We start from the raw sequence: 26,825 nt of genomic DNA, 5'->3' as shown, positions 1-26,825 counted from the left end.
ATGAATAACTATTTATGATGCTGTTCGAGCAGAGTCAATCGTGAGAATACAACTCCAGATCTTTATGTTTTTCTTCTTCAAATTCTTCTTCAAACGTAATTTTATTTCCAAAAGGATCAATTACCGTAAAAGATACGGCTCCATAGAACGTTTTTTCAAGTCCGGGACGGTTGTATTTGTATTTTTTTTCGATGAGTTCTTTATGATATTGCGGAACGCCTTCACCCCAAATTGAAACCCTCGTTCCCGGTGTTCCGTCTCCATGATGTTCACTTAAATGGAAAATGATATTTTCTCTTTTCACTTCCATATAAACGGGGGTATTTTCATCAAAATAATGCTCCCAAACGATCTCAAATCCCAGCCAGTCTACATAAAACTCTTTTGTTTTCTGATAATCGAAGATTCTTAGTACAGGGATAATTCTATCTGCTTTCATTGTACGATGTATTTATTGATGAGAGAGTATATTGATCAGTTTTTGAAACGGGTCTTTAACAAAAAAACGGCGAACTCCCCACTCTTCATCAGTGAGTTCGTAGGTGATTTCAAAACCTGCATTTTTCATTTTGCTATATATTTCATCTACATTATCCACTTCAATGGAAAGATCTGGAACTTCGGTATCATTTCCCCCCTGCTCGGCAAAGCTGATCTGAACTTTTGCTTCTTCATCGTTACCCAAAGTCATGATCCAGCCATGATCCATCAAAACATTCAAACCCAGAATATCCTGATAGAAAATGTTTGCTTTAGGGAGGTTTTCTGTTTTGATATTGGCTACAATTCTCTTAACCATTTTGTAATCGTTTTTCATTAAAAAAAGCCTTGTGAAATTACATAAAATTTCACAAGGCTTAATCAATTATTCTGTTGTATATTATATTAGATGGAAGCTGCTGCTTCTAAAATCAATTGAGTAACTTCTTCAGGATGCGATGCCAATGAAGCATGTCCTGCATCTAAAGAGATTATTTTCTTAGGTTCGAGACGTTCTGCCATTTCTTTTTCGGTCTCAGCAGGAATCATGCGATCCTGCAATGAGATCTGATACCAACTTGGCTTTGTTTTCCATGCCGGATCACCTGCTACATCTCCAAAACACTGACCGTGAATAGGTTTTTGTGACAACGACATCACCAATGCTTTTTCATCGTCTAAATCCTGACAGAAAGCGGATTTAAATTCATCGTATTTAATCCATAAAAAACCTTTGTTATCAGGATAAATACTTGCTCCACCCGGCGATTCTCTTCTTCCCAACAGAGATCCCAGACTGTCTCCTGCATCAGGGGCAAAGGCCGCAATATAAACCAGTCCTGCTACTTTGTCATGATGTCCTGCTCCTGAAATAACAGCACCTCCATAAGAATGCCCTACTAAAAGCACTTTCCCGTCCTGGGCATCAATAAGATCTTTAGTCTTATTAATATCGTCCTGCAATGAAGTTAATGGATTCTGTACACTTCTTACTTTATATCCTGCTTTTGTCAGTGAAGGAATAACGTATTGCCAGTGTGATCCGTCTCCCCATGCTCCGTGTACCAAAATAATGGTTAAATCTTTTTGTTCCATAATGATTGTGTTAAAATTTGATGATGATAAAGCTACGGTTTAAAATATCAGTGGACGTTAACTTAAGTTAATTAACAATCCTGCTTCTTATCCGGCTGAGTGACTGCTCTGTTACTCCAAGATAGCTGGCAATGTGTTTCTGGGCTATTTTCTGAAAAAGTGCAGGCTGCTTTTTGACAAGATTGAGATATCTGTTTTCAGGGGAAAAGCACAACAGATCATCAATCCGTTTTTTGGCATCCAGATAAATTTTTTCACTCATCATTCTCCCAAATTGCTGCCAATAAGCTTCCTTTTTATATAAATTCTGCAGATGATCTTTACTCAGCAGTAAAATTTCACAGTTTTCGAGCGCCTGGATGTTCATATTGGATACGGTATCACATAGAATGCTTTCATAATCGGTAAAAAATTCATTTTCAAAATAGAATCCAAAATTGATTTCGCGCCCTTGGTCATTGATATAGAAGGATCTGATTGTTCCTTTTTTAACAAAGCCCAGATATTTGCATTTTTCTCCTTGTTTCAGAAAAAAATCAGATTTTAAGAGCTTTGTATCATGAAGAAGTGCATAAAATTCTTCAAAATGTTCTGAGTCTACCTGAAAAAGTTCTCCATATTTCTTGTAATTATCTTGCATCATTTGGTGTTATTGATTGGTTTTATATTCAAAAAAAGCCTTGCAAAATGATTCACAAGGCTTTTTACAAAAATTATTTCTACTATTTCAATGCAGCAAGTGCCGCATCGTAATTAGGTTCGTTAGCAATTTCTGAAACCTGCTCAGTGTAAACCACTTTGTTGTTTTCGTCTGTAACAATTACTGCACGGCTTAATAAACCTTTCAAAGGAGAATCTGTGATAGTCACTTCATAGTCATCTCCAAAGCTGCTTCTGAAGTCTGAAAGGGTTTCTACATTGTTCAATCCTTCTGCTGCACAGAATCTTCCTAATGCAAAAGGAAGGTCTTTTGAAACATTGATCACTACTGTATTGTCAAGGTTTGAAGCCTCTTCATTGAATTTTCTGGAAGAAGCAGCACAAGTAGGAGTATCAATGCTTGGGAAAATATTGAATACTTTTTTCTTTCCTGCAAAAGTTTCAAGAGTTTTTACCGCTAATCCTGAATCTACCAATGCAAAGTCTTTTACAGAGGTTCCTACAGCGGGTAATGTTCCTATTGTGTGTACTTCGTTTCCTTTTAAAGTGATTGTCGTGGACATAATATTTATTTTTTTAGTTCTTCAAATTTAATCAAAAAAGAAAATTTTTCCTGCCTCATAAAGGTTAAATTAATCTTAAAGTAAAAATAAAAGTCTTCCATCTGATAATCAGCCTTCCAGACAAAATTTTTTCCATATCAACAGTCTGAAAAAACGAAGATTTCTATGAAAAAAAGGTCAGCTTATGAAAATTATAAAATTGTTTTCAAATAAATACAAACAGAACCGGAGGATAAATTATACAGATCTACCATTAAAGATTCAAAAGCCTCTATTTTTTATGGAAATATCCTAAATAAAACAATGATATTTACTAAATTTGTGGGACTTAAAATTTCAAATAAAAAATAACAGTATAATGTCAGAAAAATCAAAAATCTATTACACACTTACTGATGAAGCTCCAATGCTGGCTACTCATTCGTTTTTACCTATTGTAAAAGCTTTCACAAAATCAGCAAATATCGAAATCGCAGTACCGGATATTTCTTTGGCAGGAAGAATTCTAGCAAACTTCCCTGAGTTTTTAAAAGATGACCAAAAAATTGGTGATGCTTTATCAGAACTAGGCCAACTGGCTACTCAACCTGACGCTAATATCATTAAGTTACCTAACATTTCTGCTTCTGTGCCTCAATTGGATGCCGCTATTGCTGAACTACAAGGTAAAGGTTTCGCGGTTCCCAACTATCCTGCAGAGCCTAAAAATGACGATGAAAAAGCAATCAAAGCTAAATATGCTAAAGTATTAGGAAGTGCTGTAAACCCTGTATTAAGAGAAGGAAACTCTGACAGACGTGCTCCAAAAGCTGTTAAAAACTATGCAAAAGCTAACCCTCACAGAATGGGTAACTGGGCATCTGACAGCAAAACTGACGTAGCTCACATGAACAATGGTGATTTCTACGGTACAGAAAATTCTACTACATTAGAAAACGCTGCAAAATATAGAATCGTATTCAAAGGAAACGACGGTTCTGAATCTGTATTAAAAGACTTCGCAGGCCTTCAGGCTGGTGAGGTAATTGATTCTTCTGTAATGAACTTAAATGCATTAAGAGTATTTGTTCAGGAAGCAATCGAGGAAGCTAAGAAAAAAAATGTACTTCTTTCGGCTCACCTTAAAGCGACCATGATGAAAATCTCTGATCCAATCATTTTCGGGGCTATCGTTGAGACTTTCTTCAAAGAAGTATTTACTAAATATGCTGAGACTTTCAAGTCTTTAGACGTTAATCCAAACAATGGTCTTGCTGATCTTTTCGATAAAATCAAAGGAAATGCTCAGGAAGCTGACATCAAAGCTGATATTGAAGCTGCTTTGGCAAACGGACCTAGAGTGGCAATGGTAAATTCTGACAAAGGAATTACCAACTTCCACGTACCTTCTGACATCATCGTTGATGCATCTATGGCTGCTCTTGTAAGAGGTGGAGGTAAAATGTGGAACAAAGAAGGAAACGAAGAAGATACAGTTTGTATCATTCCAGACCGTTCTTATGCAGGTTTCTATCAGTCTGTAATCGACGATATGAAGGCGCATGGAAAGCTAGATCCTACAACAATGGGATCTGTTCCAAACGTAGGTTTAATGGCTCAGAAAGCTGAAGAATATGGTTCTCACGATAAAACTTTCCAATTGTCTGCTGACGGAACTGTAGAAGTTCAGGACGAGGCTGGAAACGTTCTTCTTTCTCAGAAAGTAGAAAAAGATGATATCTTCAGAATGTGTCAGACTAAAGATGCTCCTATTCAGGACTGGGTAAAACTAGCGGTAAACAGATCAAGATTATCTGATACACCAGCTATCTTCTGGCTAGACAAAGGAAGAGCTCACGACAGAGAAATCATCAAAAAAGTAGAGAAATATCTTGCTGACCACGATACAACAGGTCTAGACATCAGAATTCTTGATGTAAAAGATGCGATGACTGAAACTCTTAAGAGAGCAAGAGAAGGTAAAGACACTATCTCTGTTTCAGGAAACGTATTGAGAGATTACCTAACGGATCTTTTCCCAATCCTTGAGCTTGGTACTTCTGCAAAAATGCTTTCTATCGTTCCATTGATGAACGGTGGTGGTTTATTTGAAACAGGTGCCGGAGGTTCTGCTCCAAAACACGTTGAGCAGTTCCTTGAAGAAGGATACTTAAGATGGGATTCTCTAGGTGAATTCTTAGCACTTCAGGCTTCTTTAGAACACTTAGCACAGACTCAGGGGAATACAAAATCTCAGGTTTTAGCTGATGCACTGGATGAAGCAAATGCTAAATTCTTGGCTACAGATAAATCTCCTGCAAGAAAAGTAGGTCAGATTGACAACAGAGGTTCTCACTTCTATTTAGCAATGTACTGGGCTGAAGCGTTAGCTAACCAGACTGCAGATGCTGAATTGGCTTCTAAGTTTGCTCCTATTGCTCAGGCAATGCAGGAAAACGAAGAAGTAATCAATGCAGAATTAATTGGTGCTCAAGGTAGACCTCAAAACATTGAAGGATACTATAAAACTGACACGTATAAAACGTATTCAGCAATGAGACCAAGCACTGTTTTAAACGAAATCATTGACGGAATTTAATTGTTCGTTTTGATATAAATTAAAAGCTCCTTTTTTAAGGGGCTTTTTTTGTGGCTAATAAAACCACCCCGTCAAAAATTCTTTGAATTTTTGCCACCCCTCCAGAGGAGAGGAATATTGAGCACATACTTATTAATCAAGGTCTACGCATTACTATAACCTGCAAACTAATATCTGCAACCTCTCACTACCTATCCTCCACAATCACTCTCCTATGCTCTCTTCCCCAATTGATCATTTCCTGAATGATGTTTCCGAAAGTTCTGCAATAATCTGTGGCTTCATATTCAATTAAGACAGGAGTCTCAGGATAAACATTTCGTTTAACAAGTTTATTCAGTTCCATATCTTTTAATTCCTTTGAAAGCATTCTGGTGGTAATCCCGGGAATACTGCGTTCAATTTCTCTGAAACGTCTGTTCCCGTTACAAAGTGAATTGATCACAGGAATTCTCCATTTCCCTCCAATGAAATAAAGGGTATCCTGTAAGGCTCTAAGCTCTTCTGTATGATCTCTTTCCATAGCTGCAAAGTTAAGTGATATCATTCGTTATACTGGTATACTCTGTGATACTGGTTACAAAAGTATACCATTTTGAAATAACTTTGTCAAAAATTTTACAATGAAAAAATTAACCCATAAACTAGCTATTGTAACAGGCGGAAACAGCGGAATCGGATTCGCTGCAGCAAAAGAACTTATTTCAGAAGGAGCAACCGTGATCATCACCGGAAGACGAAAAGAAGCTGTAGAAAAGGCGGCAAAAGAATTGGGAGCAATTCCCTTTGTAGCAGATCAGGCGAATCTTGATGATCTTGATTTACTAAAGAAAGAAGTTGAAAATCAGCATGTAAAGGTTGATATTTTATTTATCAACGCAGGAATTACAGGAAGCTTGACTTCTATTGAAAATATGGACGTCGAAAATTTTGATCAGGTGATGAACATTAATTTCAGAGGGGCTTATTTTACTTTAAACAAATTCATCCCCTTACTGAATGATGGAGCTTCTGTCATATTCTTATCTTCTATTGTAGCATCTACTTATAAACCGAACAGTTCTGTTTATCAGGCAAGCAAAGCGGCGTTGAACTCTATTGCAAAAACGGCAGCGGCAGAATTAGCTCCAAGAAAAATCAGAGTGAATATGATAAGTCCCGGTCCTATAAAAACTGAAATTATGAATAAGGCCGGCTTAGATGAAAAAACGTTGGAAGGAATTAATGAATGGATGATTAATACAATCCCTCTAAAAAAAATAGGAACAGCAGAAGACGTTGCAAAATTGGTTGTTCATTTTTCTGATGATACTGTTTCAAGCTATATGACCGGCACTGAGATTATCATAGATGGTGGTATGACTTTGTAAACTATAATTTCAATACATCCCGGTAACACAATTACCGGGATTTTTCTTGTGTATTTTCGGAGCCAAAAAATCCGGATTCACCTTTTAATTTGTCTGTCTTATCCTGTTTCTCATTTCATAACATAGGCTGCCCGCCTACTTTTGGTCCAGAAAATAAAAACAATACTCATTATGGATACCGTAAAGAAAAAAAGAAATCCCATTGCGATAGTCTTTCTGGCGATATTAGGAATCTTCGGAGGGCTGCAGCTATTCAGTACACCTTTAGAAGGAAAACCGGTTACAGGAAAAATTGAAGCACCAAGGGAAGTCATCAGTATTCTTGAAAACTCATGTTTCAGCTGTCATTCTAACAAGCAAAACCTAAATTGGTATGATAAAATTGCTCCTGTTTCCTGGGCGGTGAATAAAGACATCAAAAGAGCCAGAGAGGTTCTTAATTTTTCGGAATGGGAAAAGTACTCCCCAGCCGAACATCAGGGAAAAATGTATGCGATTCTCAATATGATGCAGAGTGGGAAAATGCCTCTCCATGAATATACACTTCTGCATCCTTCTGCTAAGATTACAACACAAGATATTGAAGTCATTAGAAAATACACGCTTTCATTATCTTCTGTAAGCCCATCAGCTCAAAATAAGATGGAACCTCATTCATCCTCCACTACACCCGCTACGACTCCAGCAAAATTTCCGGTTTCACCCAACGGAGTTCAATACACTCCTGATTTCAAAAACTGGAAAGTGATCAGCATGAGTACGCTGTTTGATAACTCTATCCGTGTAATCTATGGAAATGATATCGCTGTAAAAGCTGTAGAAACAGAAAACTTTCACCCATGGCCAGACGGAAGTATTGTAGTAAAGTCTGTATGGAAACAACAGAAACTGCCTGATGGAGAGATCAGACCGGGAAAATTCGTCAATGCACAGTTTATGGTAAAAGATGCCCAACACTATAAAGATACTGAGGGCTGGGGATTTGCAAAATTCTCAGGAGATGAACTGCATCCAACTGGAAAAACAGCCTCTTTCGCCAAAGAATCCTGTATTGCCTGCCACAGACAATTAGCAGAAAAAACAGGCTATCTGTTTGATGTCCCTATGAAAGTAAATACCCAAAGATTAATCCAAAATTTACAGAAAAAATGAAAAATACCATCTTGATTTTATTAGTAAGCCTTGTTTCCCTTACCGCATGCAGCAAAGAGAATAATGATAAAGATAATGGACTTGTGAGAGCTGTTTTTGACCCGGGGAATCTTAAATTCATTTCAACATCTTTACATCCTAAGAAAGAGACTATGTCCGCTTTATATGGAAATGAAAAAGCGCTGGAATCTTTATCCAAAGAAAGTCAGGCACCGGAAGCTGGTGCTGTGATGAAACTGGTTACCTGGCGTTATCATGATAACCCTCAATATATTGGCGGAACCATCACTGGAGAATTAGTCAGTATTGAAACTGTTCAGGTGGATAATACCGGAAGCGTTTCTTATGATATTAAAAATGATCAGCCTAATTCCGCTTCACCTGACAAAGAAGAAAGAATCCGGTATTTCATGAGTTACACCCCTGTCAGCAGACCGTAAAAGGCAACTTCAGAGATACTTTTTATAAATGTTTAATTTGATAAAGCCGATGAATAGTGAATGCGAACAACAGTTTCCCTTCACTATTTATCATAATATTTTCAATAAAAAACATTAATTTAACCTTTTCAAATCAGCAGATTTCATGCAACAGCAAAAAATAAAAATCTCACAGGTCATTATCTGGATAAGCTCTATTTTTCTGGGTCTTTTATCTTCCGTCCCTCAGCTTGCTTCTCATGAGTTCAACTGGAAAGAAGCGGTTGTCAACTCAGGGATTACGGCAGCATTTTCTGTCATCATGTGGTATATCAATATTTATATGCTGAACCGTACAGAAAAACGAAGACAGCATATATCGTATTCAAGATTGATGGTGGTGCTCGCTTTTGGTATGGTAATCATGTTTGGGCTGGCATGGATCCAGCAACTCATTCTTTCTCATATCAATTTCGGGCCGGTTATGCTGATGATTGAAGTAAGGGGAATTTTAATCAATCTGGTGTGTTATATGTTCCTGCATCTGCTTCAGAATAATTATACGGGCCAGCAGATACAGCTGGAACTGGAAAAGGTAAAAAGTGATAATCTGGGCGCCCAATATGAATTATTAAAACAGCAGATCAATCCACACTTTCTTTTCAACAGCCTGAATACGTTAAAACTGATGGCAGAAACCCGTGATGAAGAAACGGTTGATTTTATTGTAAAACTTTCTGATTTCTACAGATTTACCCTCGAAAGCAGAAAACTAGACCTCATCAGTGTTCAGGAAGAAATGAAAATAGTAGACGCCTATCTTTTTCTTCAGAAAGCCCGTTTTGGCGAAGGCATTAAATTTACCAATGAGCTTGGGAAAGAAATTGGTCAAACCCTCATCCCTCCTTTTACCCTTCAGCTTCTGGTAGAAAACTGCATCAAACATAATATCGTTTCGCAGAGCAAGCCTTTGCATATTAAAATCTACAACGCTGACGCTAAAATTATCATTGAAAATCCTATACAGCGAAAAGTAAACATTGAAGATTCTCTGGGCGTAGGACTTGACAACATCAAAATGCGTTACAGGCATTTACTGGAAAAGGATGTGACTATTTATTCAGACGAAAAAAATTTTCAGATAAAACTACCATTAATCTATGAATATCATCATCATTGAAGACGAATTCAGGGCTGCCAAATCCCTTCAGAATTTAATTTTAGATTTAAAACCGGGCTCAAAGATATTGGGTGTTTATGACAGTATTGAAACAAGTATTGAAGGATTGAGTACGATCAAACCTGATCTTATTTTTATGGATATCCAGCTTTCGGACGGTCTTTCATTTGAGATTTTCAAATCGGTGGACATTACCTGCCCAGTGGTTTTTTGTACCGCCTTTGATCAATATACGCTGGACGCTTTTAAAAGCAAAGGTGTTGATTATATTTTAAAACCATTTTCCAAAGAAGACATTGCAGAAGCTCTGAGAAAGGTTGATGAATTGAAAAAATTCTTTCAGAAGAATGAACTCCCGGATCTGGAATCACTTATACAGAAGATCAATCAGCCTGCCGGAAAGAGTAATTTTCTCGTTTTTAAAAATCAGAAATATACTACAATCCCTACAGAAGATATTGCCTATTTTTATATCCATAATGAAATAACCCATCTGGTAACATTTGGCAAAGAACAGTTTTCCCTTACTCAGCCTTTGGGACAAGTTGCGGAACAGGTCTCTGACAAACAATTCTTCAGAGTCAACCGGCAATATCTGGTGAATTTTAAAGCGATTAAGGAGATGGAGCATTATTTTCAACGTAAAATATTGGTAAAACTCACTGTAGAAACTCCCGAAAAACTTCTTATCAATAAAGAGAAGACGCATAGTTTCTTTACCTGGCTGGAGGACAGATAATGAGGTAGGAAGATGGAGGATTGAAGTACCTTAAACCATTCTGAGATATAGAAGTTTTTTGAAATATATTATAACCCTGATTGATATGGTCAGGGTTATCTTTTGTTTTTATTTGATGTGCTTCAGTCTTTAAGTTCTACCCTGTTTATTTTATCTTTCAATATTAAAAAATATAAAACGTTCTTCCTTTTTGCAGTTCAGAAACTGCCAACTTCACGCTTCCAGCTTCCAGCTTAAAATCTTTCCCTTCCCAATTTCCGGATTCACCGTTTGATTTGTCCGTTTGAACCTGTTTTCTATTCTTCTGCCTTTCCAGAGTATCTACTTTTGAATCAAATTAAAAGAAATGATACTAAAAAACTTAATCACAGTAAGCGCTTTCACCGTATTATTATTTGCTACATCAGCATTTATTTATAAAGATAAAGTCCAAAAGACGACACAGCATTCAACTTCTGAAAATAATGGCTTTGCCGTTTTGGAACTTTTCACTTCAGAAGGCTGCTCCAGCTGTCCTCCGGCAGATGAGCTGATGGGAAAAATTGAAAAAGAATATAAAGATGAACCCGTTTATCTTCTCTCCTACCATGTCGATTACTGGAACCGCCTCGGATGGAAAGACCGATTCAGCACTGCTGAAAATTCACAGCGACAACAGCAGTACAGCCGTATACTGAACTCACAAGTTTATACTCCTCAACTGGTTGTCAATGGGAAAACGGAATTTGTAGGGTCTAATGAAAATTCTATCAAAGATGCAATTCAGGAAGCCTTGTTTAATCCTAAAAAAACAAACGTAGAGCTATCGGCAACTATTTCCCAGAAGGATATCAATGTACAGTATAAAACGTCTGCCACTGATCCTAAGAACATGCTTCTCATTAATCTGGTTGAAAAGCATTCTTCCACCCAGGTAGGTAAAGGTGAAAATGAAGGCCGTCATTTGCACCATTGGCAGATTGTTCACCAACAAAACCAGATCTCATTGAATAGGCAGCTGGAAGGAACAACCACTTTCAAACTTCCGGAAGGTTTCTCAGCAGACAACTGGGAGGTGATAGCCTTTATTCAGAATGTAAAAACAGGACAGATATCAGGATCAGCAAAAACTGCTTTCAAGTAAAATTCTATACAACACAATCATCATTAAAAATTACAACAATGAAAACAAAAACAACAAAAATCATTTATTGGGCAGGAGCCATTTTTATGTCATTATGGTTCGGAGCCAGCGGTTTTTTTGAACTCACAAAAAATCCGGTTGTCTGGGACATCACTCAGCAGCTCGGCTATCCACCTCATTTCATTTATATATTAGGCGTTTTCAAAATTGCAGGGGTTCTTGTTCTTCTACTACCCAATAAGCTATTAAGATTAAAAGAATGGGTATTTGCAGGAATGTTTTTCGATATCCTCTTTGCCTTCTTCTCAAAAATCGCGGTACTTGGTTTTCCATCTACAATAGATGCAATAGTTGCTTTCTCTGTACTTACAATGACTTATCTGATGTTCAGGAAACTGTATTCTTCTGAGCTTATATTTGGAGAGGCTTGATAATTATAAAACTCTAATTTTTTCTTATGTTGAAACAGATCCTCTCGTTGCCCGGGAGGATCTGTTATTTTATACGTTTTGGCTAAAGCCGGATGAATGGGTTTTGTTTATGAAAGCGGACTTTGGTCCGCTTCTATTGAATCTATAACCTATCTGATTAACCACCCCGTCAAAAATTCTTTGAATTTTTGCCACCCCTCCAAAGGAGGGGAATGCCGAGCACGTATTTAGTAATTCTGGTCAGCGTATCCCTAATCCCTATTACCTAATCTCTGCTACCTGCAACCTACTACCTAATTCATAAAACTTTCCGGGAACCATTCAAATGCACCGGATTTTGTCTTTGTAAAACCAAGACCCGGCCATGGCAAATGATAGGCAAATGCTCTGATTTTAGTATCTGCCAGTTGCTGAAGAAGCTTTTTTCTTGAAGCGGTTGCAATATCCAGATCGGTATCCCCAAAGTAACCCCACTCAGGATGTGGAAAAAGAATAACATCGGAATGAATCAAATCTGCAATGTAGATCAGCTTTTCATTTCCGGAAGATATGGTTGTCACGACTAAACCGGGGGTATGGCCTGGAGCCAGCTGAAAACTGAAATAATCATAGAAGGGATTATTAAGGTCATAGAATTTAAGCTTTGGCTGAATTGTTTTCAGAACATTCTGAATGGAGGGGATAATCTGATTAAGAAATTCAGGCTGCGTTTTCAGGGCACTGTTATTAAAATCTTTAATAGAGGCTTTCATCCAAAAGTCATGTTCAATTTTTGAAATGAAAATATTGGCGTTCGGAAAAACGAGATTCTGTTTTTTATCAACGATGCCTCCAATATGATCAGGGTGTGCATGGGAGATAAAAATATCCGTAATATCTTTTGGTGAAAATCCGGCCTTTTGGAGGCTTTTTAATAGAAATCCTGTTCTTTCATCAGCAAAAATACCCATTCCGGTATCTAACAGGATGAGTTTATTCTTTGTTTTCACCAATAGGATATTCATGGCCATATCAATATAATTCTCAGGTCTGAAATTATCTTTAAGGATTGATTTCACCTCTGAAACAGTTCCTCTGGGAGCAAATGAGTTGAGATTTTCTTCATGAATATATCCGTCTGTAAGAACAAACAGTTCCAGTTCTCCAAGCTTCAGTTTTTTAAAGCCTGAAAGATCGTCTCCTGTTTTTTCAGGCGTTTTTGGAGTTTCTGCCCATACACTTGAAAAAGGAATCACACTTAATGTTCCTGCCAATAAACCACTCTTTAATAATTCTCTTCTGTTCATAATTTAGTTTTTCATTATTATACATTCCTCATTTAGAATAATAACAAAAAACTGAGCTCCCATCATAAGCAGGAACTCAGTTTTTATATAATAGTCTTTAGTTGTTGACCAGTTTCATTGAACCTTCAGTGTATCTTTCCCCTACATTCGGGTATTTTTTGAGAATGGCATCAATGGTATCGAGATCTGACTGGGAGAGGTCTATATTGACGGCCGCAATATTTTCTTCCAGATATTTGATTCGTTTGGTACCCGGAATCGGGATGATATCGTCTCCCTGATTCAATACCCAGGCCAGGGCGAGCTGAGTTCCTTTCACTCCTTTGGAAGCCGCAAATTCATTGATTTCGTTAGCCAGTTTGGTATTATTTTCAAGATATTCCTGCTGATAACGCGGTAATGATTTTCTGAAGTCGTCATCACCAAGGTTCTGCACATCATAAATATTGGTGAAAAGACCTCTTGCAAGTGGAGAATAAGGCACTAAAGAAATTCCCAGTTCTCTGATCGTTGGTAAGATTTCTTGTTCAACATCTTTGGTAAGGATAGAATATTCTGACTGTAACGCTGTAATCGGATGAATTTTGTTTGCTTTTCTGATAGATTCTGCTGAAGCTTCAGATAATCCGATATATTTCACCTTTCCTGCTTTTACCAGCTCTGCCATTGCTCCCACTGTTTCTTCTACAGGAACATTTGGGTCTACTCTGTGAGCATAGTACAGGTCAATAGTATCTATTTTTAATCTTTGAAGGCTTAAATCTACTGCCTTTCTGATCCACTCCGGAGAACCGTCAAAATAAGTTCCGGGAGCACCATTGTGGCTTGCTTTACCATCTTTAAACCTGAATCCGAATTTGGTGGCAATAAAAATCTTATCCCTGTTCGGAACCAACACCTTAGAGATCAGTTTTTCATTTTCTCCATTGGCATACATATCTGCAGTATCCCAAAAGTTTACCCCAAGATCTAAAGCTCTGTGTAAGGTATTGATACTTTCCTGTTCATCTGTTGGCCCATAAGCAAAACTCATTCCCATGCATCCTAAACCGATTGCTGATAATTGTTCTTCTGTGTTTCCTAATTTTTTAAATTTCATGATAGGTATGATTTAATTTTATAGGACAAAATTAGAACATGCAGAGGTCAACTGCGATATAGAATTCAAACTAAGAATTATAAAATTCAAACAACATCCATTCTTAGGGCGTTGGGAGTAATTCCTGTTTGTTTTTTAAAGTAATTGGTAAAATAAGCGGGTTCCTCAAAGCCCAATCCATAGGCAATTTCAGAGATATTCCAATCTGTATGTTGCAGCAGGGCATTGGCTTCCTGAATAATCCTTCCTGTAATCTGCTGGCTGGTTGTTTTCCCAGTCATCTCTTTTACAGAACGGTTCAATGAATTTACATGAATGGAAAGACTTTGAGCATAATCGTTGGGTGTTTTTAATTTTAAGAAAGCTTCAGGACTGTCAATAGGAAATTGTCTTTCCAAAAGTTCCATAAATAAGGAAGCAACTCTTTGGGAAGCATTCTGATAAGGTTCAAAACTTTCTGCCGGCTGCATTCTCATGGTTTCATGAATCATCAGATGCAGATACGCTCTGAGCATATCATATTTATGAATATAATCTGACTGAATTTCCGTCATCATTTTCGTATAAATATCCGCAAGTGTTTTCTGTTGTTCTTCATCTATAAAGAAAACCGGAGTTCCTCCAATCTTGAAAAGCGGAGAATCCTGAAGGTTTCCCATACGGTTTCCATTATGCAGAAACTGATCTGTAAACAAGCAAAACCAGCCTTTCTGATCTTCGTCATCTGCTTCCCATGAATAAGGAATAATAGGGTTTGAAAACAATAATGCAGGGCGATCCACTTTAATCCATTTATCAGCGTAATGAAGCTTCCCTTTTCCTATGATGAGCGAAATCTTATAATAATCTCTTCTGCTGTAGGGTGTCAATGGAGAACAATATTCCCGTGAAAACACATTGAAATGCCCCATCTTGTTGACCCCAATACATTGTGATGCCAGATTGGGAGCATTTCTTTCATAAAAACCTTTGAGTGATTCGTTTGATTCCATCCTTCAAAATTATAAAATTCAAACAAATTAATCACTAAAAATAATTTTAATTGATATCATATAAAATGGCTGACAAAGATGCCAGCCATTTAAAAGTGAATATATAGTTGATGATGGTTTAATCCCAATCATCATCACGGTCATGCCCGTGTTTTTTGTTTTGTTTTTTGTAATATTTCTCTTGATTCTTATAATATTTTTCCTGTTGCTTATGGTATTTCTTATAATCCTTTTTATTTCTTCCATAAACGATCACTGGGTTTTGCCCTCTGTAATATTTCTTTTTAAAGATAATATACTTCTCTCTGCCCATGATCCTTTCCAGTTCGTTATATCGGTCGCCTCTCCATCTTCCGGGATCTACCACATATACTCTGTTCCACGAATCATAATCACGATATCTGTCATTCAATCCATACACCTGATTGGCTTGTGCTGTAGAAAGCAACAGATCGGCAACAACCCTCTGCCAGTTGACATCCGAAATACTTCTTCTGTAGTCATTATAATAATCTGACTGGGCATAGCTCATGCTGAATGTCCCAACAAGAAGCGCTGTTAATAATAACTTTTTCATTTCATTCCCCTTTAAAATTAGATATGGTGAAAGAGTCAATTAAAGTGCCAACTTTTAAACACAAATGCCAATTTTTGTTAATAAAAACTACAAACAACTGATTATCTTTGAAATATTTCTTTTATTTTCACATAATCATTGAATGTCAACTATTTTAAAATAATGATCAGAAAGTGATTAGTTTTATTAGAAACCATAGCAAAAATCATTAATTACCCAAGAATTGAATATTTAAATTTGAAGGTTTAAAATTTTGATTTTTACAGTTTGGGCTAAAGCCAATGATGATTAGATTATTCTCGTAAGCGGGCTAAAGCCCATTTCTACTGAATTTTATTATTTTAAATTTTTATTATTTATGTTATAAAATTCGTTAAGATTCTTAAAAACTATTTCTTTATATTATTTAATTTCGTAATTTTAATGGAAAGAATGTTTTTTTCAGAAAATCTTCTCAAATTATTTTTAATCAACCAAATCTTACATTATTATGGAAAATATAAAGTTTCAGGTATCTCAATATCAGGATGAATTGCAGCTACTTATTGACGGGGAAAAGGCAGGATATATGTCCATAGAGGTTGACGGAAGACTGCTTATCGTATATTATACGAAACTTGACGAAGAGCGTGAAGGAAAAGGATATGCCAAACTATTACTGGATGAGCTGGTACGTTACGCAGAAGAAAAAGATTTGCTTGTAGACCCTGAATGTGATTTTGTCCGACAACAGTTTGAAAACCACCCTGCACGATATAAAGAGATCTGGCATGCCTGATCAGCTTTCCCACCAGACAGAAAATTGCTGTTCTGACTGACTGAGATCTACAACCTCACCGATCATCGGAGTGAGGATGCTAAGTCCTTTTGCTTTTCCAAGACTTGTTATCTTTTGTAAGGGTTCATTCCAAGGGTGAAGAGCCAACGCAAATTTTGCAGCATGAACGGGAATAATATGCTTTGCATTGAGATCAATACCAGCCTGAATAACATCTTCTGGTAAGGTATGAATATATCTCCATGCTTCTCCATATTGTCCGTTTTCAAGAATAGCATAATCAAAAGGGCCATATTGGTCACCAATTGCTTTAAAATGGGTATCGTAACCGCTGTCTCCTCCTAAGAAAATTTTCTTTGTGGGCGTCTTCAGAACATAGGAACTCCAAAGAGTATCATTCTGCCTGATTCTCCTGCCGGAAAAGTGTCTGGCAGGGGTAAAAACAATTTTTATATCATTCTTAAGGGTAACTTCTGTCCCCCATTCTTCTTCAATAAGCTTATTTTCTCCAAATCCCCATCTTTCCAAATGGGCTCCCACTCCCAAAGGCAAAATGGCAGCAGCTGTTCTCTCCTTTATAGATTTTACAGTCGGGTAATCCAAATGGTCGAAATGATCGTGAGTAATCACCAGATAATCGAGATCTGGAATATCTTCAGGGGTAAAGATGTCAGAACCTTTGAATGCCTTGTTAAAGTATTTAAAAGGAGAACCATACAAACTCAATACAGGATCCACTAAAAAGGAAACACCATCAGTCTGAAAATAATAAGATGAGTGTCCCAGCCAGATAAAAACGTCTGCATTTTTATCTATAGCTTTCAAATTGGTATGAATAGAAGGAATGTCTTTCAAAGGCTTCAGCAGCGGATCTTTTTTACCCAAAAAGAAATCATAAGTCACCCTTGACATTTTGTAACCTTCTGTAATAGATGGAGTATGGCTGATATTCTGAAACTGTCCTTTTTTATAAAGTCTGGACTGCCTTATACGTTTCAGCCGCTTTCCTTTTGGTACACCTCCAAACACTTTCATATTGATCACGACAAAAAAAGTAACCGTTAAGACAACAGCACTCATAATAATCCAATAAATCATCTGCAAAAAATAAGTGTCAAATGTATCAACTTTTGCTTTTAAATGAAAACATATTCCATTTTACTCTATTTTTTAACTAATTTTATCAGGTGTTTTAGAAAATTTATTATTCATTTACATCAGGATTAATTTTAAACTTTCTATTTTAGCACCTTAAAAAAACTCAAAGAAATTGAAAAATTATTCGGTAATATTTCTTCTCGCTATACTTTCGTCTTGTGCCTCTATAAAAAAACACAACGAACAGCGGGCTTCATATATTCCACCGGAACAGCTTAAGGAGGATGTAGATTATGCGTATTCAAAATTACAGCAGATGCACCCTCAACTCTATTGGTACATTCCCAAGCAGGAATTGGACCATAAATTTGACAGCCTAAAACAGACTCTCACAGAGCCCCTCACTCCTCTTCAGTTTTATTTTAAACTTCAGCCGGTTATTGCAGGAATCCGTGAAGGCCATCTTTCATTGAGAATTCCCAGAAAGAAATTCACCAAAAAAGAATTAAAAAAGCTGGAACATCAGAAGGGAATGTTCAGCCGTTTCGAATATTATATTTCTGGAGAGCAGATGTATATTGTTCAAAACAGAGATTCTATTGATCATATACAACCCGGAACTGAAATTTTATCCATCAATAAAGTTCCCGTTTCAGAGTATATCAAGAAGTACAGAAGCCTGATCAGCAGTGATGGTGACAATACTACTTTTTATCCTTATTTTTTAAAAGACTTATTCTTTAATTTTTATACTGCTGAAAATGGCTTTCCCAGCAAAGCAACCTTTGAAACGCTTTATAAAGGAGAAAAACAGACTTATACTTTAACCCGGGAGATAAAATCTGATTCTGATCTTGAAAAGGATAAGGAAATGAAAAAAAAGACTCAGGAAAAGAAACTGAATGACTATGTAGCTTCCAGTAATTCTTATAACAGGAGCTTCAATTTTCTGGATAAAGACAGCACGATTGCTTATATAAAAGTGAAAAGTTTCTCCAGAGAGTATTCGGATGAGTTTTATAAAAAAACATTTGCCAAGATTAATGATGCAAAGTCTCCTTACCTCATCATAGATGTCAGAAATAACTACGGAGGCTCTCTCTATGAGATCAATAACCTCTATTCTTATTTGGCAGAAGTACCCTTTACCCTGATAAAACCTTCCCAGGTGACCTCAAGGGATACTCCTCTGCGCACGAATTATTTCAGAAAAAGCAATCCTTTGGAATATGCCCTTAAAAGCATAGCATACCCAAGTTACTTTTTCGCACAGGCTTTCAGCACTTATAAAAAAGATGGAAAAGTTTTCTACAAAATGAAAGCCGATAAGCCTACAAAACCTAATAAACAAGCCTTCCACGGAAAAGTTTTTGTACTGATCAATGGCGGAAGTTTCTCAGCATCTTCTATCATTACTGCCAAGATTAAAAATGATAAAAGAGCCACTCTCGTGGGGGAAGAAACGGGCGGCGCCAATGATGGAACCGTAGCAGGTTTTTATTCTTATCAAAAGCTTCCTAATTCTGAGATTAGGTTTCCTATCGGATTACTGCTTGTACAGCCTAATATCAATTTCTCAGACTCACGAAAAGGGGTTGTCCCTGATGTGATCGTTCCTGAAAGTATGCAGGATATTATTGATAAAAAAGATCCCCAGCTGGATTGGATAAAAAACGAAATCGCAAAAGAAAAGGAAAATAAAGGACAATAATTAATAAAAAATATTTCGGCGGGCTAAAAGCCCGCCGAAATATTTTTATCTATCTTTTTAATTCTTCCAAAAGACCTTCAATATGCTGGATATATCTTCCGTAATACCGGTAAAACCAATATTTTCCAGCCAGAAAGAGCAAGAATAGTCCTCCTATCACAGAGCCAATTAAGATCACTGCAATCTTCAGTTCACTCAAAGGTTTAGGCCAGGGGATAAACTCCAGGACAATAAGGATTTCACATACCATAAATGGTGCAAAACTGATATAGTATGAAAGGTAGTACTGTTTATTCAGATTCAGCTGCATGACCAGATCTTTCAGAGAATCATAGGTCTTTGGTACAGGATTACTGATTTCGTTATACAATTTAAAGAACTTGCTAAAAAAGAAAACGGTGACAATAAGCATGGAGGCAATTAAAACCGTTATATATAATTGTAATTTGAAGGGTCGGCAGAATGAGCAGACTAAAAAGGCAAAGACAAAGATTCCTATGACCCACCAGAATTCCACACGCATATTTTTACGTATTTTTTCAAGGGGAAGATTGAGCTTATTTCTTTGTTCTGTGCTTATTTCGGGAGTTTCCTCCACAATATCTTCATTCCAGGTGTTTTTCAATTCATCGATATTCATTGGATTACTGATTTTAATGTTTGTTGTTTTTTATTTGGCTTAAGATATCTTTAAGTTTAGTTTTTGCCCGGTTCATTTTCACTCTTGCATTCCCTTCAGAAATTCCCATCTGTTCTGCAATCTGCTTTCCTGAAAAATCTTCCAGATAATAGAATATAAAGGCTTTATCAATAGGATTCAACTGATGAATAGCCTTATACATTTCAACCAGGCGGTCTTCTTTACGATAGTCGTAGTCTTCCTGAACAATCATCTGGTTTGAAAAATCTTCATTGGTAATAAAGCTTCTTCTTTTTTCTGATTTAAGGAAAATAATTGCTGTATTCAAAGCAATTCTGTACAACCATGTTGAAAATTCGCTATCCCCTCTGAAGCTGTGAAATGCTTTCCAGAGCTGATACGTAATCTCCTGAAAAAGATCATCTCGATCATCTTTTTCAGTCATGTACATTTTAGAAATCTTAAATAGGATTCCTTTATGCTGTTCAATTTTACTTATAAACTCTTTTTCTTGTGAGGTCATGGCTTGTTACTCTATAGAGTTAGTTTTCGTTTAAAAAAATTGTTACAGTTTTTTACAAAAGAAATAAAAAAACTGATAGAAAATTACTGCCCGGATTCATTGTGTGTGTGTTTAATTTGTACAACTCTCTTAAAATACAATCAGTTAGTATAAAAAAGTAAAAATATTGCATAAAAAAACCTGACATTTTTTATATCAGGTTCTTTATTTAATATGTTATTCTACTGTTATTTAAAATCTAAAAAATCATCTTTTTCAAGATAGTGATTCAATGCCGTGATGAGCTGAGAGCATGTAACCTCAGCACGCTGACGGAACGCCAGATCCACAACATCCTGAATGTTCTCATCAGAACACATATACTTCAGCTTATTATGAAAAACAAAATCAGGCAGGCTTTCGCTATCATCCTCACCAATATCCAGTGGATCCCCGATAAAAATCTTCATTTCCGGCTTAAATTCATCTTTTGAAGAATATACCGCATAATTATAATCCGGATCATATGATGCCTTCCGGTCCTGTTTATTCTTTACGAGTTCCAGAAATTCTTCTATAGAATACATCTGATTTTTAATCTCATCCATCTGATATTTTTTTACAACTCAAGTTTTTAAAGATAGAACATTTGCAGAAGATAAAATAATTTCTAATTTAGTTTATTTAATGCTCTCTGCAATGATCCGAAATCAAGAAAATCCAGTTTCGCTCCTGCTATTATGATGATTAAAAGTACAACTGTCAGGAATACAATGATAAAAATATACATGGATGCAAACCATATCACAGTGTTCACGACATTTCCTTTAATTCCAAACTTGTTCATGAAAAATTTCTGTGAACGCTCAAACCATGTTCCTTTCTTCCGAGTCAAAGGTTTTACTTCAATATCATTGAGCTCATCTACAAGGCGTACTACATCATCTATATACCTTCCATACATATAATAGATCCAATATTTTATAATAAAGGCAACCAGCAACAGAGTAATCAGAAGACTTATTCCGAAGATGGCCAGATTATACTCCATGTCAAAATGAAAATTAATTTTGATCAGGGACAGAATGAATCCAAGGGGTATGTAGGAGATATAATAGGAAATGTAAATTTCTTTCGATATAAGAAGCTGTGTTTTAAGATTGAATAAATCGTAATTCGTATTGATACTGTTTTTCCGAAGCAGCTTATACAATTTCCGAAAACGGGAATAAAAATAAACGATAAAAGCGAGCGTCAGGATGGTGACAAATGCTGATATAATTTTAATATTAGAATCTATAGAAGCAAACGGAAAATTGGTCAAAAGTAATGGCAGTGTAATGACCATCAGCCAAAATTCAGTTTCCATATTGATTTTCAGCATCTGCAACGGAGAATGTATTTCTCTCTGCTTTTCCAGAGAAATTTCAGGAGACTCCTGTCCTGTATCTTTATTCCAAAGTTCTTTAAAGTTTTCTAACTCCATGTTTTATCTTTTAATTGGAACCTTCCCTTTGTCTGGTAATGATCTCTTTCAGCTTTTCTTTTGCCCTTTTCAATTTCACCCGTGTATTCACTTCGGTAATTCCCAGCTGAACAGAAATTTCCTTTCCCGAAAAGCCTTCTAAAAAGAAAAATATAAGGGCTTTATCAATGGGGCTCAACTGATGGATGGCTTCGTACATCAGTTTCATATTCATATCATCTGTATCATTATAAGGTTCCTGCCGAACGCCCAGTCCATCTATATTCTGGTTCTGTATAAAACTACGTTTTTTTTCACTTCGCAGAAAAACAATTGCTGTATTGAGCGCAGTTCTATACAACCATGTTGAGAAATCACTTCTCTTTTGAAAATCACCATATGATTTCCAAGCCTGGTAGATGATCTCCTGATAGAGGTCATTCTGATCGTCCTTATTATCCATATACATTTTAGAAATCTTGAAAACAACACCTTTGTGCTTTTCAATTTTCTCTAAAAATTCTTTTTCGGGTGAAGACATGATTTACACACTGATCCTTAAGCAATATTTACCAAAATATCACCTTATTATAACACAAAACTCTAATTTCCGGCATTAAGTTAAAAAAATCCTCAAAAAACACAGTAGTTTATTGAGGATTTTTATTTATGTTAAATACGATACCGTTTAGAATCAGAAAATATAATCGGTGCTCAAGAAGTTGGAATCATGCTCTCTGACGATGGTATTGAGTAATTCTTTGTTAGAATCCGTCAGTTTTGCAGCCACCAAAGATCGGATAGAAAATGAACGGAGTGCATCAAAAACAGAAAGCGTTCCTTCGGCACTATCTTTTCTTCCTGTAAAAGGAAAAACATCCGGTCCACGCTGTGCCTGACAATTGATATTGACACGGCTTACAAGGTTTACAAAAGGATCAATAAGTCTTGCAACCTCATGCGGATCTTCACTGAAAATACTCACCTGCATTCCGTGGGATGCATTCACCTGGTACTCTATAGGTTCTTCTATATCCTCAAACGGAACAACAGGAATCACCGGACCAAACTGCTCTTCATGATACAGCTTCATATCGCTGTTTACAGGATATACCACTGCCGGGAAAACAAAAGACTGTTCTGTATATCCTCCATCTTTATTCAAAACTGTAGCTCCTTTTTGTAAAGCATCCTCTATACATTCTTTCAGATAAGGAGGTTTATTCACTTCAGGAAGTGGGGTTACTTTCACGTCTTTCTCCCATGGCAGTCCAGGTTTAAGAGCAGATACCGCTTCACTTAGTTTCTTGGTAAATTCTGCCGCAACTTCTTTTTGTACAAAGATCAGCTTCAATGCTGTACAGCGTTGTCCGTTGAAGGAAAGTGCTCCCAGAATACATTCACTCACCGCTACATCCAGGTTTGCATTTTTGGTAACAATGGCTGCATTTTTTGCATCCAGGCTCAGAATTGCTCTTAGACGGTTCACTTTAGGGTGTAGTTTTTTCAGTCCGTTAGCTACTTTACTTGACCCGATGAAAGCCAGCACATTCACTTTTCCGCTTTCCATGATCGGAGTGATAATTTCTGATCCTTTTCCGTATAATGTATTTACAGTTCCTTTCGGGAATGCTTCTTTAAAAGCATTTAATAAAGGATAGTGAGCCAATACTCCATGTTTTGGAAGTTTGAACAGGATGGTGTTTCCCATGATCAAAGCGGGAATAAGGGTGGTGAAAATTTCATTCAGAGGATAATTGAATGGTCCCATGCTTAAGACCACTCCTAGCGGAGCTCTTCTGATCTGTGCAATAGTTCCTTCTGCCTGTTGAAAGCGGGAAGACTCTCTATCCAGGTCTTTCAGGGCATCAATGGTTTGGTTGATATAATCTACGGTACGGTCAAACTCTTTCGTAGAATCGGCCAGTGTTTTCCCGATTTCCCACATCAACAGCTTAATCACCAGATCTCTCTGCTGGATCATCAGGTATACGAATTTCTGCATGCATTTGATGCGTCCTGCCACGGACATTGTAGGCCATTCACCCAGACCGTTGTCATAAGCTTTTACACAGGCTTCAAGCACTTCCATCGCTTCATTGGGACCAATATTCGGAATGCTTCCCAAAAGCTTTCTTTCTAATCCGCTTTCTGTAGGAATGCATACCGGAGAATAGATTTCAGTGACCTCTCCGTTCCATTCTACCAACTCGCCATTTAGCAGATAGGTTTTCTGATGAATAACCGGTACTTTATATTCTTCCGGGATTTCGTTTTCATTTTTAAAAATGTGATGGAATGATGCTGTATTTTCTGAACTCATAAATCTTTCTATTTTTTTAATGTGATAAAATTGAAGCTGCCTCAAAAATCAAACAATTTGGCTTTCGTCATTCTGAATGACACTTCGAAACTGCAACGTTTAATAATATAAAGGTAGAAGTAAAATGTTTTGAAAAAAACAATCTGATCATAGATTCGATCTATTTGAATTAAAATTAATCTTAGCTCCTGAAAAAAGAATAATTTAGCTGAAAAATAAATTTTCATGTTTTCAAAATTAGTTTTCAGTACCCTGTTATTCTTCTCTGCGGTGGGCTTTGCTCAAAAATCCAAAGCAACCAATACTGTTTTAATGGGAGGAAAAGAAGTACATACTTATGCCAAATTGCCGGCCCTGAATAAGCCAGCCCCTAAATTCACCCTTACAGATGTCAATATGAATGATCAGACACTGGATTCTTACAAAGGAAGATATGTCATTCTGAATATCTTTCCAAGTGTAGACACAGGAGTTTGCTCTGCATCTGTACACCATTTCAATGAGGATGCAGGAAATCTTCCCAATACGGTAGTCCTTTGTATTTCCAAAGATTTGCCGTTTGCCCAGAAAAGGTTCTGTGGTGCGGAAGGGATCAAAAATGTGATCATGCTTTCAGATTTCCGTTCAGATTTCGGATGGAACTATGGTGTGGAAATGGTAGATTCTGCGATGAAAGGATTGCTGAGCAGAGCTGTTGTTGTGATAGATCCTTCAGGAAACATTATTTACGAAGAGCAGGTACCGGATATTTCACAGGAACCCAACTATGAGGCCGCTATTGCAGCTGTGGGAAAATAAGCTTTTGCTTTTAATATATAAAGAGCTCCGGCGATCTTCGATCGCCGGAGCTTCTATTTTACATTCTTTTTTCTTTTTAGTGATCATCAGAATCACTTAATTTCCTGAAGCATTTACAAATGGAAATACCTCGGATCCGGATATTGAAATTCAAAATTCAGATCTGAAATTAATTTTTCTGATGAAATGATTCGGCCTTCGGTCGTACGTTCTCCTGAATATGGCAGATCTTTCTGGGCATTGATGATCTCTTCTTTATTGGGATGAACAGGTGCCACCACATTATAGACTTTGGAATGAGATTTATTTTCCAGCATTTTTTCAACAACCGAACAGATATCAGCATAATGAATATGATTGACCAGCAAGTCCAGGTTTGAAATATTATAATTCTTTAAAAGTCTCTGATCACCCATTAATCCTGCCAGTCTTAAAATATTGACTTCCGGGAATCTTTTGGCTATTGCACTTTCACTGGGAACATCTTCTGCAGATCGGTCATCTTCTGTAAATTCCTGATCGATATTCGGATATACGCCAGTAGAGCTCATCAAATAGAGCTGCCCTTTATAATCTCCAAGAAATTTAAGCAGATTCTGAGCTCTCTCCTGTAATGGAATTTCAGCACCTCTTACTCCTGCAAAAGGAACGGTAATAATCACGGCATCCAATTGTGGAGCGATCTCCCATTCTCTTATTGTTTCGGATCTATCGTCTTCAAAACTAACCTGTGTAACGTGGTATCCTTTATCTGATAAATCCTGTATTTTAGACTCAGAAGTAGTGGTTGCAAAAATCTCATATTGCCCGGATAATCTCTCTGCAATATGACCGCCCAACCAGCCACAACCTATAATTCCAATTTTTTTCATTCTTCAATGTATTAATTTATTGGGTAAAAAACAACTTATTCCGAATGACAATCATCCATATTGCATGAATTTCAGCATGCTCTTATTTTTTACTTTCAATTACAATCACGCCATATTTACCTCTATCTCCATACAGTTTAGTGGCTCCTTCACCGGAAAGTATTTTTACGCTTTTCACTTTATCTCCATTTATCTTTTTCATCTTCTTTTCGTTTATTTTTTTATTATCCAGCAGGATCAACGGTTGTGTAGCCTCAATTTCTTCCTCAGTAGGCATGCCCAGCCACATGGTTTTATGTAATGTATTGTTGATGACTTCTATACCCTGGAATCCTTTTTTAAAATCTACTTTCTTTACTTCTTCATCTTTCAATTCCTGTGCTTTGGCAGTCGTTATCATTCCACTGGCAGCCAATAATCCTAGGGCTATTTTGGAGGTTAATGAGAAGCTCAGATTTCTTCCCAGCTGATCATCTGTAAACCTTCCACAAACATTTTTATCAGACTTAAAGCTCATTAAAAGTTCTTCATCCGAATAGCCTGTAAAATCGGTTACTGTTTTAGAACAAGCCCCACAGAATTTTCCTTTTTCATCGGCTGTCATTGTTTCCCAGTTTTCGTGACAGGGTTTTGGTATGGTAATTTTCATAATATTCTTTTGCTTATAAAGATGAGATTATGGTAGAAAAGGTTGGAAAGTGTTTTAAAATGTTTTGTCTTTTAACTTAAGTTGAAAAACTCAAAGGCGCAAAATGATAGTAAAGAGGTATTGCTTTAAGACGCAAAGATTTTATCTTCGATAAAATTGAACACTGTCTATTTTGATCTCTCGCAGATTGTGCAGATTAAGCAGATAATATAAAAAGATCTGTGAAATCTGTGAGATCTGCGGGA

30 protein-coding genes are annotated in these 26,825 nt (G+C 36.7%); 11 read left to right on the top strand and 19 right to left on the bottom strand.

All coding sequences use genetic code 11. The annotated features are described in order from the left end of the window. Positions 1-34: 34 nt before the first annotated feature. The 5 genes from C1634_RS12160 to tpx (C1634_RS12140) all read right to left on the bottom strand — a co-directional run bounded on the left by C1634_RS12160 (position 35) and on the right by tpx (C1634_RS12140) (position 2,798). Complete coding sequence (locus tag C1634_RS12160) at positions 35-439, bottom strand: glyoxalase superfamily protein (RefSeq protein WP_109738483.1); 405 nt, start codon at positions 437-439, stop codon at positions 35-37. Between the two features lie 12 nt (positions 440-451). Next, positions 452-799, bottom strand: coding sequence for a VOC family protein (locus tag C1634_RS12155; RefSeq protein ID WP_103233245.1), 348 nt, complete (start codon positions 797-799; stop codon positions 452-454). Between the two features lie 86 nt (positions 800-885). Further along, a complete protein-coding gene (locus C1634_RS12150; protein ID WP_103233239.1) occupies positions 886-1,575 on the bottom strand; it encodes an alpha/beta hydrolase in 690 nt (229 codons plus the stop codon). A gap of 67 nt (positions 1,576-1,642) precedes the next feature. Beyond that, positions 1,643-2,218, bottom strand: a complete 576-nt coding sequence (locus tag C1634_RS12145; protein ID WP_109738482.1) for a Crp/Fnr family transcriptional regulator — start codon at positions 2,216-2,218, stop codon at positions 1,643-1,645. 79 nt (positions 2,219-2,297) lie between these two features. Beyond that, the gene (tpx, locus tag C1634_RS12140) at positions 2,298-2,798 is read right to left on the bottom strand and encodes a thiol peroxidase (protein WP_103233241.1); all 501 of its coding nucleotides are present in this window, start codon (positions 2,796-2,798) and stop codon (positions 2,298-2,300) included. 358 nt (positions 2,799-3,156) lie between these two features. On the opposite strand from tpx (C1634_RS12140), the gene C1634_RS12135 reads away from it, so the two are divergent. Beyond that, positions 3,157-5,376 (top strand): NADP-dependent isocitrate dehydrogenase, encoded by a 2,220-nt coding sequence (locus tag C1634_RS12135; RefSeq protein ID WP_109738481.1) that lies wholly within the window; start codon positions 3,157-3,159, stop codon positions 5,374-5,376. Between the two features lie 187 nt (positions 5,377-5,563). Here C1634_RS12135 and C1634_RS12130 read toward each other — a convergent pair whose 3' ends face one another. Then, on the bottom strand, positions 5,564-5,899 hold the full coding sequence (locus C1634_RS12130; RefSeq protein ID WP_103233246.1) for a winged helix-turn-helix transcriptional regulator: 336 nt from the start codon (positions 5,897-5,899) through the stop codon (positions 5,564-5,566). Positions 5,900-5,999: 100 nt separating this feature from the next. Here C1634_RS12130 and C1634_RS12125 point away from each other — a divergent pair, with 100 nt between their 5' ends. The 7 genes from C1634_RS12125 to C1634_RS12095 all read left to right on the top strand — a co-directional run bounded on the left by C1634_RS12125 (position 6,000) and on the right by C1634_RS12095 (position 11,790). Continuing rightward, entirely contained in the window at positions 6,000-6,746 is a 747-nt protein-coding gene (locus C1634_RS12125; RefSeq protein WP_165835320.1) for an SDR family oxidoreductase, read from the top strand. Between the two features lie 171 nt (positions 6,747-6,917). After that, complete coding sequence (locus C1634_RS12120; RefSeq protein ID WP_109738480.1) at positions 6,918-7,898, top strand: heme-binding domain-containing protein; 981 nt, start codon at positions 6,918-6,920, stop codon at positions 7,896-7,898. Next, positions 7,895-8,338 carry a hypothetical protein gene (locus C1634_RS12115; RefSeq protein WP_109738479.1) on the top strand — a complete coding sequence of 148 codons (444 nt, stop codon included), beginning with the start codon at positions 7,895-7,897 and terminating at the stop codon, positions 8,336-8,338. Before C1634_RS12120 ends, C1634_RS12115 begins: the two co-directional genes overlap by 4 nt. A gap of 145 nt (positions 8,339-8,483) precedes the next feature. After that, positions 8,484-9,497, top strand: coding sequence for a sensor histidine kinase (locus C1634_RS12110; RefSeq protein ID WP_109738478.1), 1,014 nt, complete (start codon positions 8,484-8,486; stop codon positions 9,495-9,497). Further along, positions 9,478-10,236 (top strand): LytR/AlgR family response regulator transcription factor, encoded by a 759-nt coding sequence (locus C1634_RS12105; RefSeq protein WP_103234384.1) that lies wholly within the window; start codon positions 9,478-9,480, stop codon positions 10,234-10,236. Before C1634_RS12110 ends, C1634_RS12105 begins: the two co-directional genes overlap by 20 nt. Positions 10,237-10,582: 346 nt before the next feature. Next, complete coding sequence (locus C1634_RS12100) at positions 10,583-11,359, top strand: DUF1223 domain-containing protein (RefSeq protein ID WP_103234385.1); 777 nt, start codon at positions 10,583-10,585, stop codon at positions 11,357-11,359. A gap of 38 nt (positions 11,360-11,397) precedes the next feature. Then, positions 11,398-11,790: a DoxX family protein gene (locus C1634_RS12095; RefSeq protein WP_103234386.1), complete on the top strand. Its 393-nt coding sequence runs from the start codon at positions 11,398-11,400 to the stop codon at positions 11,788-11,790. A gap of 293 nt (positions 11,791-12,083) precedes the next feature. On the opposite strand, the gene C1634_RS12090 is transcribed toward C1634_RS12095, so the two are convergent. The 4 genes from C1634_RS12090 to C1634_RS12075 form a co-directional block, all read right to left on the bottom strand. Next, on the bottom strand, positions 12,084-13,076 hold the full coding sequence (locus tag C1634_RS12090; protein WP_103234387.1) for an MBL fold metallo-hydrolase: 993 nt from the start codon (positions 13,074-13,076) through the stop codon (positions 12,084-12,086). Between the two features lie 97 nt (positions 13,077-13,173). Next, on the bottom strand, positions 13,174-14,175 hold the full coding sequence (locus tag C1634_RS12085; RefSeq protein ID WP_103234388.1) for an aldo/keto reductase: 1,002 nt from the start codon (positions 14,173-14,175) through the stop codon (positions 13,174-13,176). 86 nt (positions 14,176-14,261) lie between these two features. Next, the gene (locus C1634_RS12080; protein WP_109738477.1) at positions 14,262-15,167 is read right to left on the bottom strand and encodes a helix-turn-helix domain-containing protein; all 906 of its coding nucleotides are present in this window, start codon (positions 15,165-15,167) and stop codon (positions 14,262-14,264) included. Between the two features lie 118 nt (positions 15,168-15,285). Then, positions 15,286-15,744, bottom strand: coding sequence for a hypothetical protein (locus tag C1634_RS12075; RefSeq protein WP_103234389.1), 459 nt, complete (start codon positions 15,742-15,744; stop codon positions 15,286-15,288). Between the two features lie 490 nt (positions 15,745-16,234). Here C1634_RS12075 and C1634_RS12070 point away from each other — a divergent pair, with 490 nt between their 5' ends. Continuing rightward, positions 16,235-16,522 carry a GNAT family N-acetyltransferase gene (locus C1634_RS12070; protein WP_103234390.1) on the top strand — a complete coding sequence of 96 codons (288 nt, stop codon included), beginning with the start codon at positions 16,235-16,237 and terminating at the stop codon, positions 16,520-16,522. Here the strand turns inward: C1634_RS12070 and C1634_RS12065 are convergent, their stop codons facing one another. Then, positions 16,523-17,620, bottom strand: a complete 1,098-nt coding sequence (locus C1634_RS12065; RefSeq protein ID WP_109738476.1) for an MBL fold metallo-hydrolase — start codon at positions 17,618-17,620, stop codon at positions 16,523-16,525. It lies immediately after the preceding gene. A 172-nt stretch (positions 17,621-17,792) separates the two neighbouring features. On the opposite strand from C1634_RS12065, the gene C1634_RS12060 reads away from it, so the two are divergent. Then, positions 17,793-19,331 carry a S41 family peptidase gene (locus tag C1634_RS12060; RefSeq protein WP_103234913.1) on the top strand — a complete coding sequence of 513 codons (1,539 nt, stop codon included), beginning with the start codon at positions 17,793-17,795 and terminating at the stop codon, positions 19,329-19,331. 49 nt (positions 19,332-19,380) lie between these two features. On the opposite strand, the gene C1634_RS12055 is transcribed toward C1634_RS12060, so the two are convergent. From C1634_RS12055 to C1634_RS12030, 6 genes are all read right to left on the bottom strand, one after another. Next, positions 19,381-19,971: a hypothetical protein gene (locus C1634_RS12055; protein ID WP_103234914.1), complete on the bottom strand. Its 591-nt coding sequence runs from the start codon at positions 19,969-19,971 to the stop codon at positions 19,381-19,383. A gap of 13 nt (positions 19,972-19,984) precedes the next feature. Next, on the bottom strand, positions 19,985-20,494 hold the full coding sequence (locus C1634_RS12050; protein WP_103234915.1) for an RNA polymerase sigma factor: 510 nt from the start codon (positions 20,492-20,494) through the stop codon (positions 19,985-19,987). 227 nt (positions 20,495-20,721) lie between these two features. Further along, entirely contained in the window at positions 20,722-21,081 is a 360-nt protein-coding gene (locus C1634_RS12045; RefSeq protein ID WP_103234916.1) for a DUF7716 domain-containing protein, read from the bottom strand. 62 nt (positions 21,082-21,143) lie between these two features. Beyond that, positions 21,144-21,959 carry a hypothetical protein gene (locus C1634_RS12040; RefSeq protein ID WP_103234917.1) on the bottom strand — a complete coding sequence of 272 codons (816 nt, stop codon included), beginning with the start codon at positions 21,957-21,959 and terminating at the stop codon, positions 21,144-21,146. Between the two features lie 10 nt (positions 21,960-21,969). Continuing rightward, complete coding sequence (locus C1634_RS12035; RefSeq protein ID WP_103234918.1) at positions 21,970-22,479, bottom strand: RNA polymerase sigma factor; 510 nt, start codon at positions 22,477-22,479, stop codon at positions 21,970-21,972. A 153-nt stretch (positions 22,480-22,632) separates the two neighbouring features. Beyond that, positions 22,633-24,261 (bottom strand): NADP-dependent glyceraldehyde-3-phosphate dehydrogenase, encoded by a 1,629-nt coding sequence (locus C1634_RS12030; protein WP_109738475.1) that lies wholly within the window; start codon positions 24,259-24,261, stop codon positions 22,633-22,635. Positions 24,262-24,486: 225 nt separating this feature from the next. On the opposite strand from C1634_RS12030, the gene tpx (C1634_RS12020) reads away from it, so the two are divergent. Next, positions 24,487-25,059 carry a thiol peroxidase gene (gene tpx, locus C1634_RS12020; protein ID WP_185145129.1) on the top strand — a complete coding sequence of 191 codons (573 nt, stop codon included), beginning with the start codon at positions 24,487-24,489 and terminating at the stop codon, positions 25,057-25,059. A 113-nt stretch (positions 25,060-25,172) separates the two neighbouring features. Here tpx (C1634_RS12020) and C1634_RS12015 read toward each other — a convergent pair whose 3' ends face one another. Next, entirely contained in the window at positions 25,173-25,931 is a 759-nt protein-coding gene (locus tag C1634_RS12015) for a Rossmann-fold NAD(P)-binding domain-containing protein (RefSeq protein ID WP_103234688.1), read from the bottom strand. A gap of 82 nt (positions 25,932-26,013) precedes the next feature. Next, a complete protein-coding gene (locus C1634_RS12010) occupies positions 26,014-26,580 on the bottom strand; it encodes a hypothetical protein (protein WP_103234687.1) in 567 nt (188 codons plus the stop codon). Between the last annotated feature and the right edge of the window lie 245 nt (positions 26,581-26,825).

It is taken from the genome of Chryseobacterium viscerum (assembly GCF_002899945.2).
Taxonomy (GTDB): Bacteria; Bacteroidota; Bacteroidia; order Flavobacteriales; family Weeksellaceae; genus Chryseobacterium; species Chryseobacterium viscerum.
This window is presented reverse-complemented; position numbering and strand designations above follow the sequence as displayed.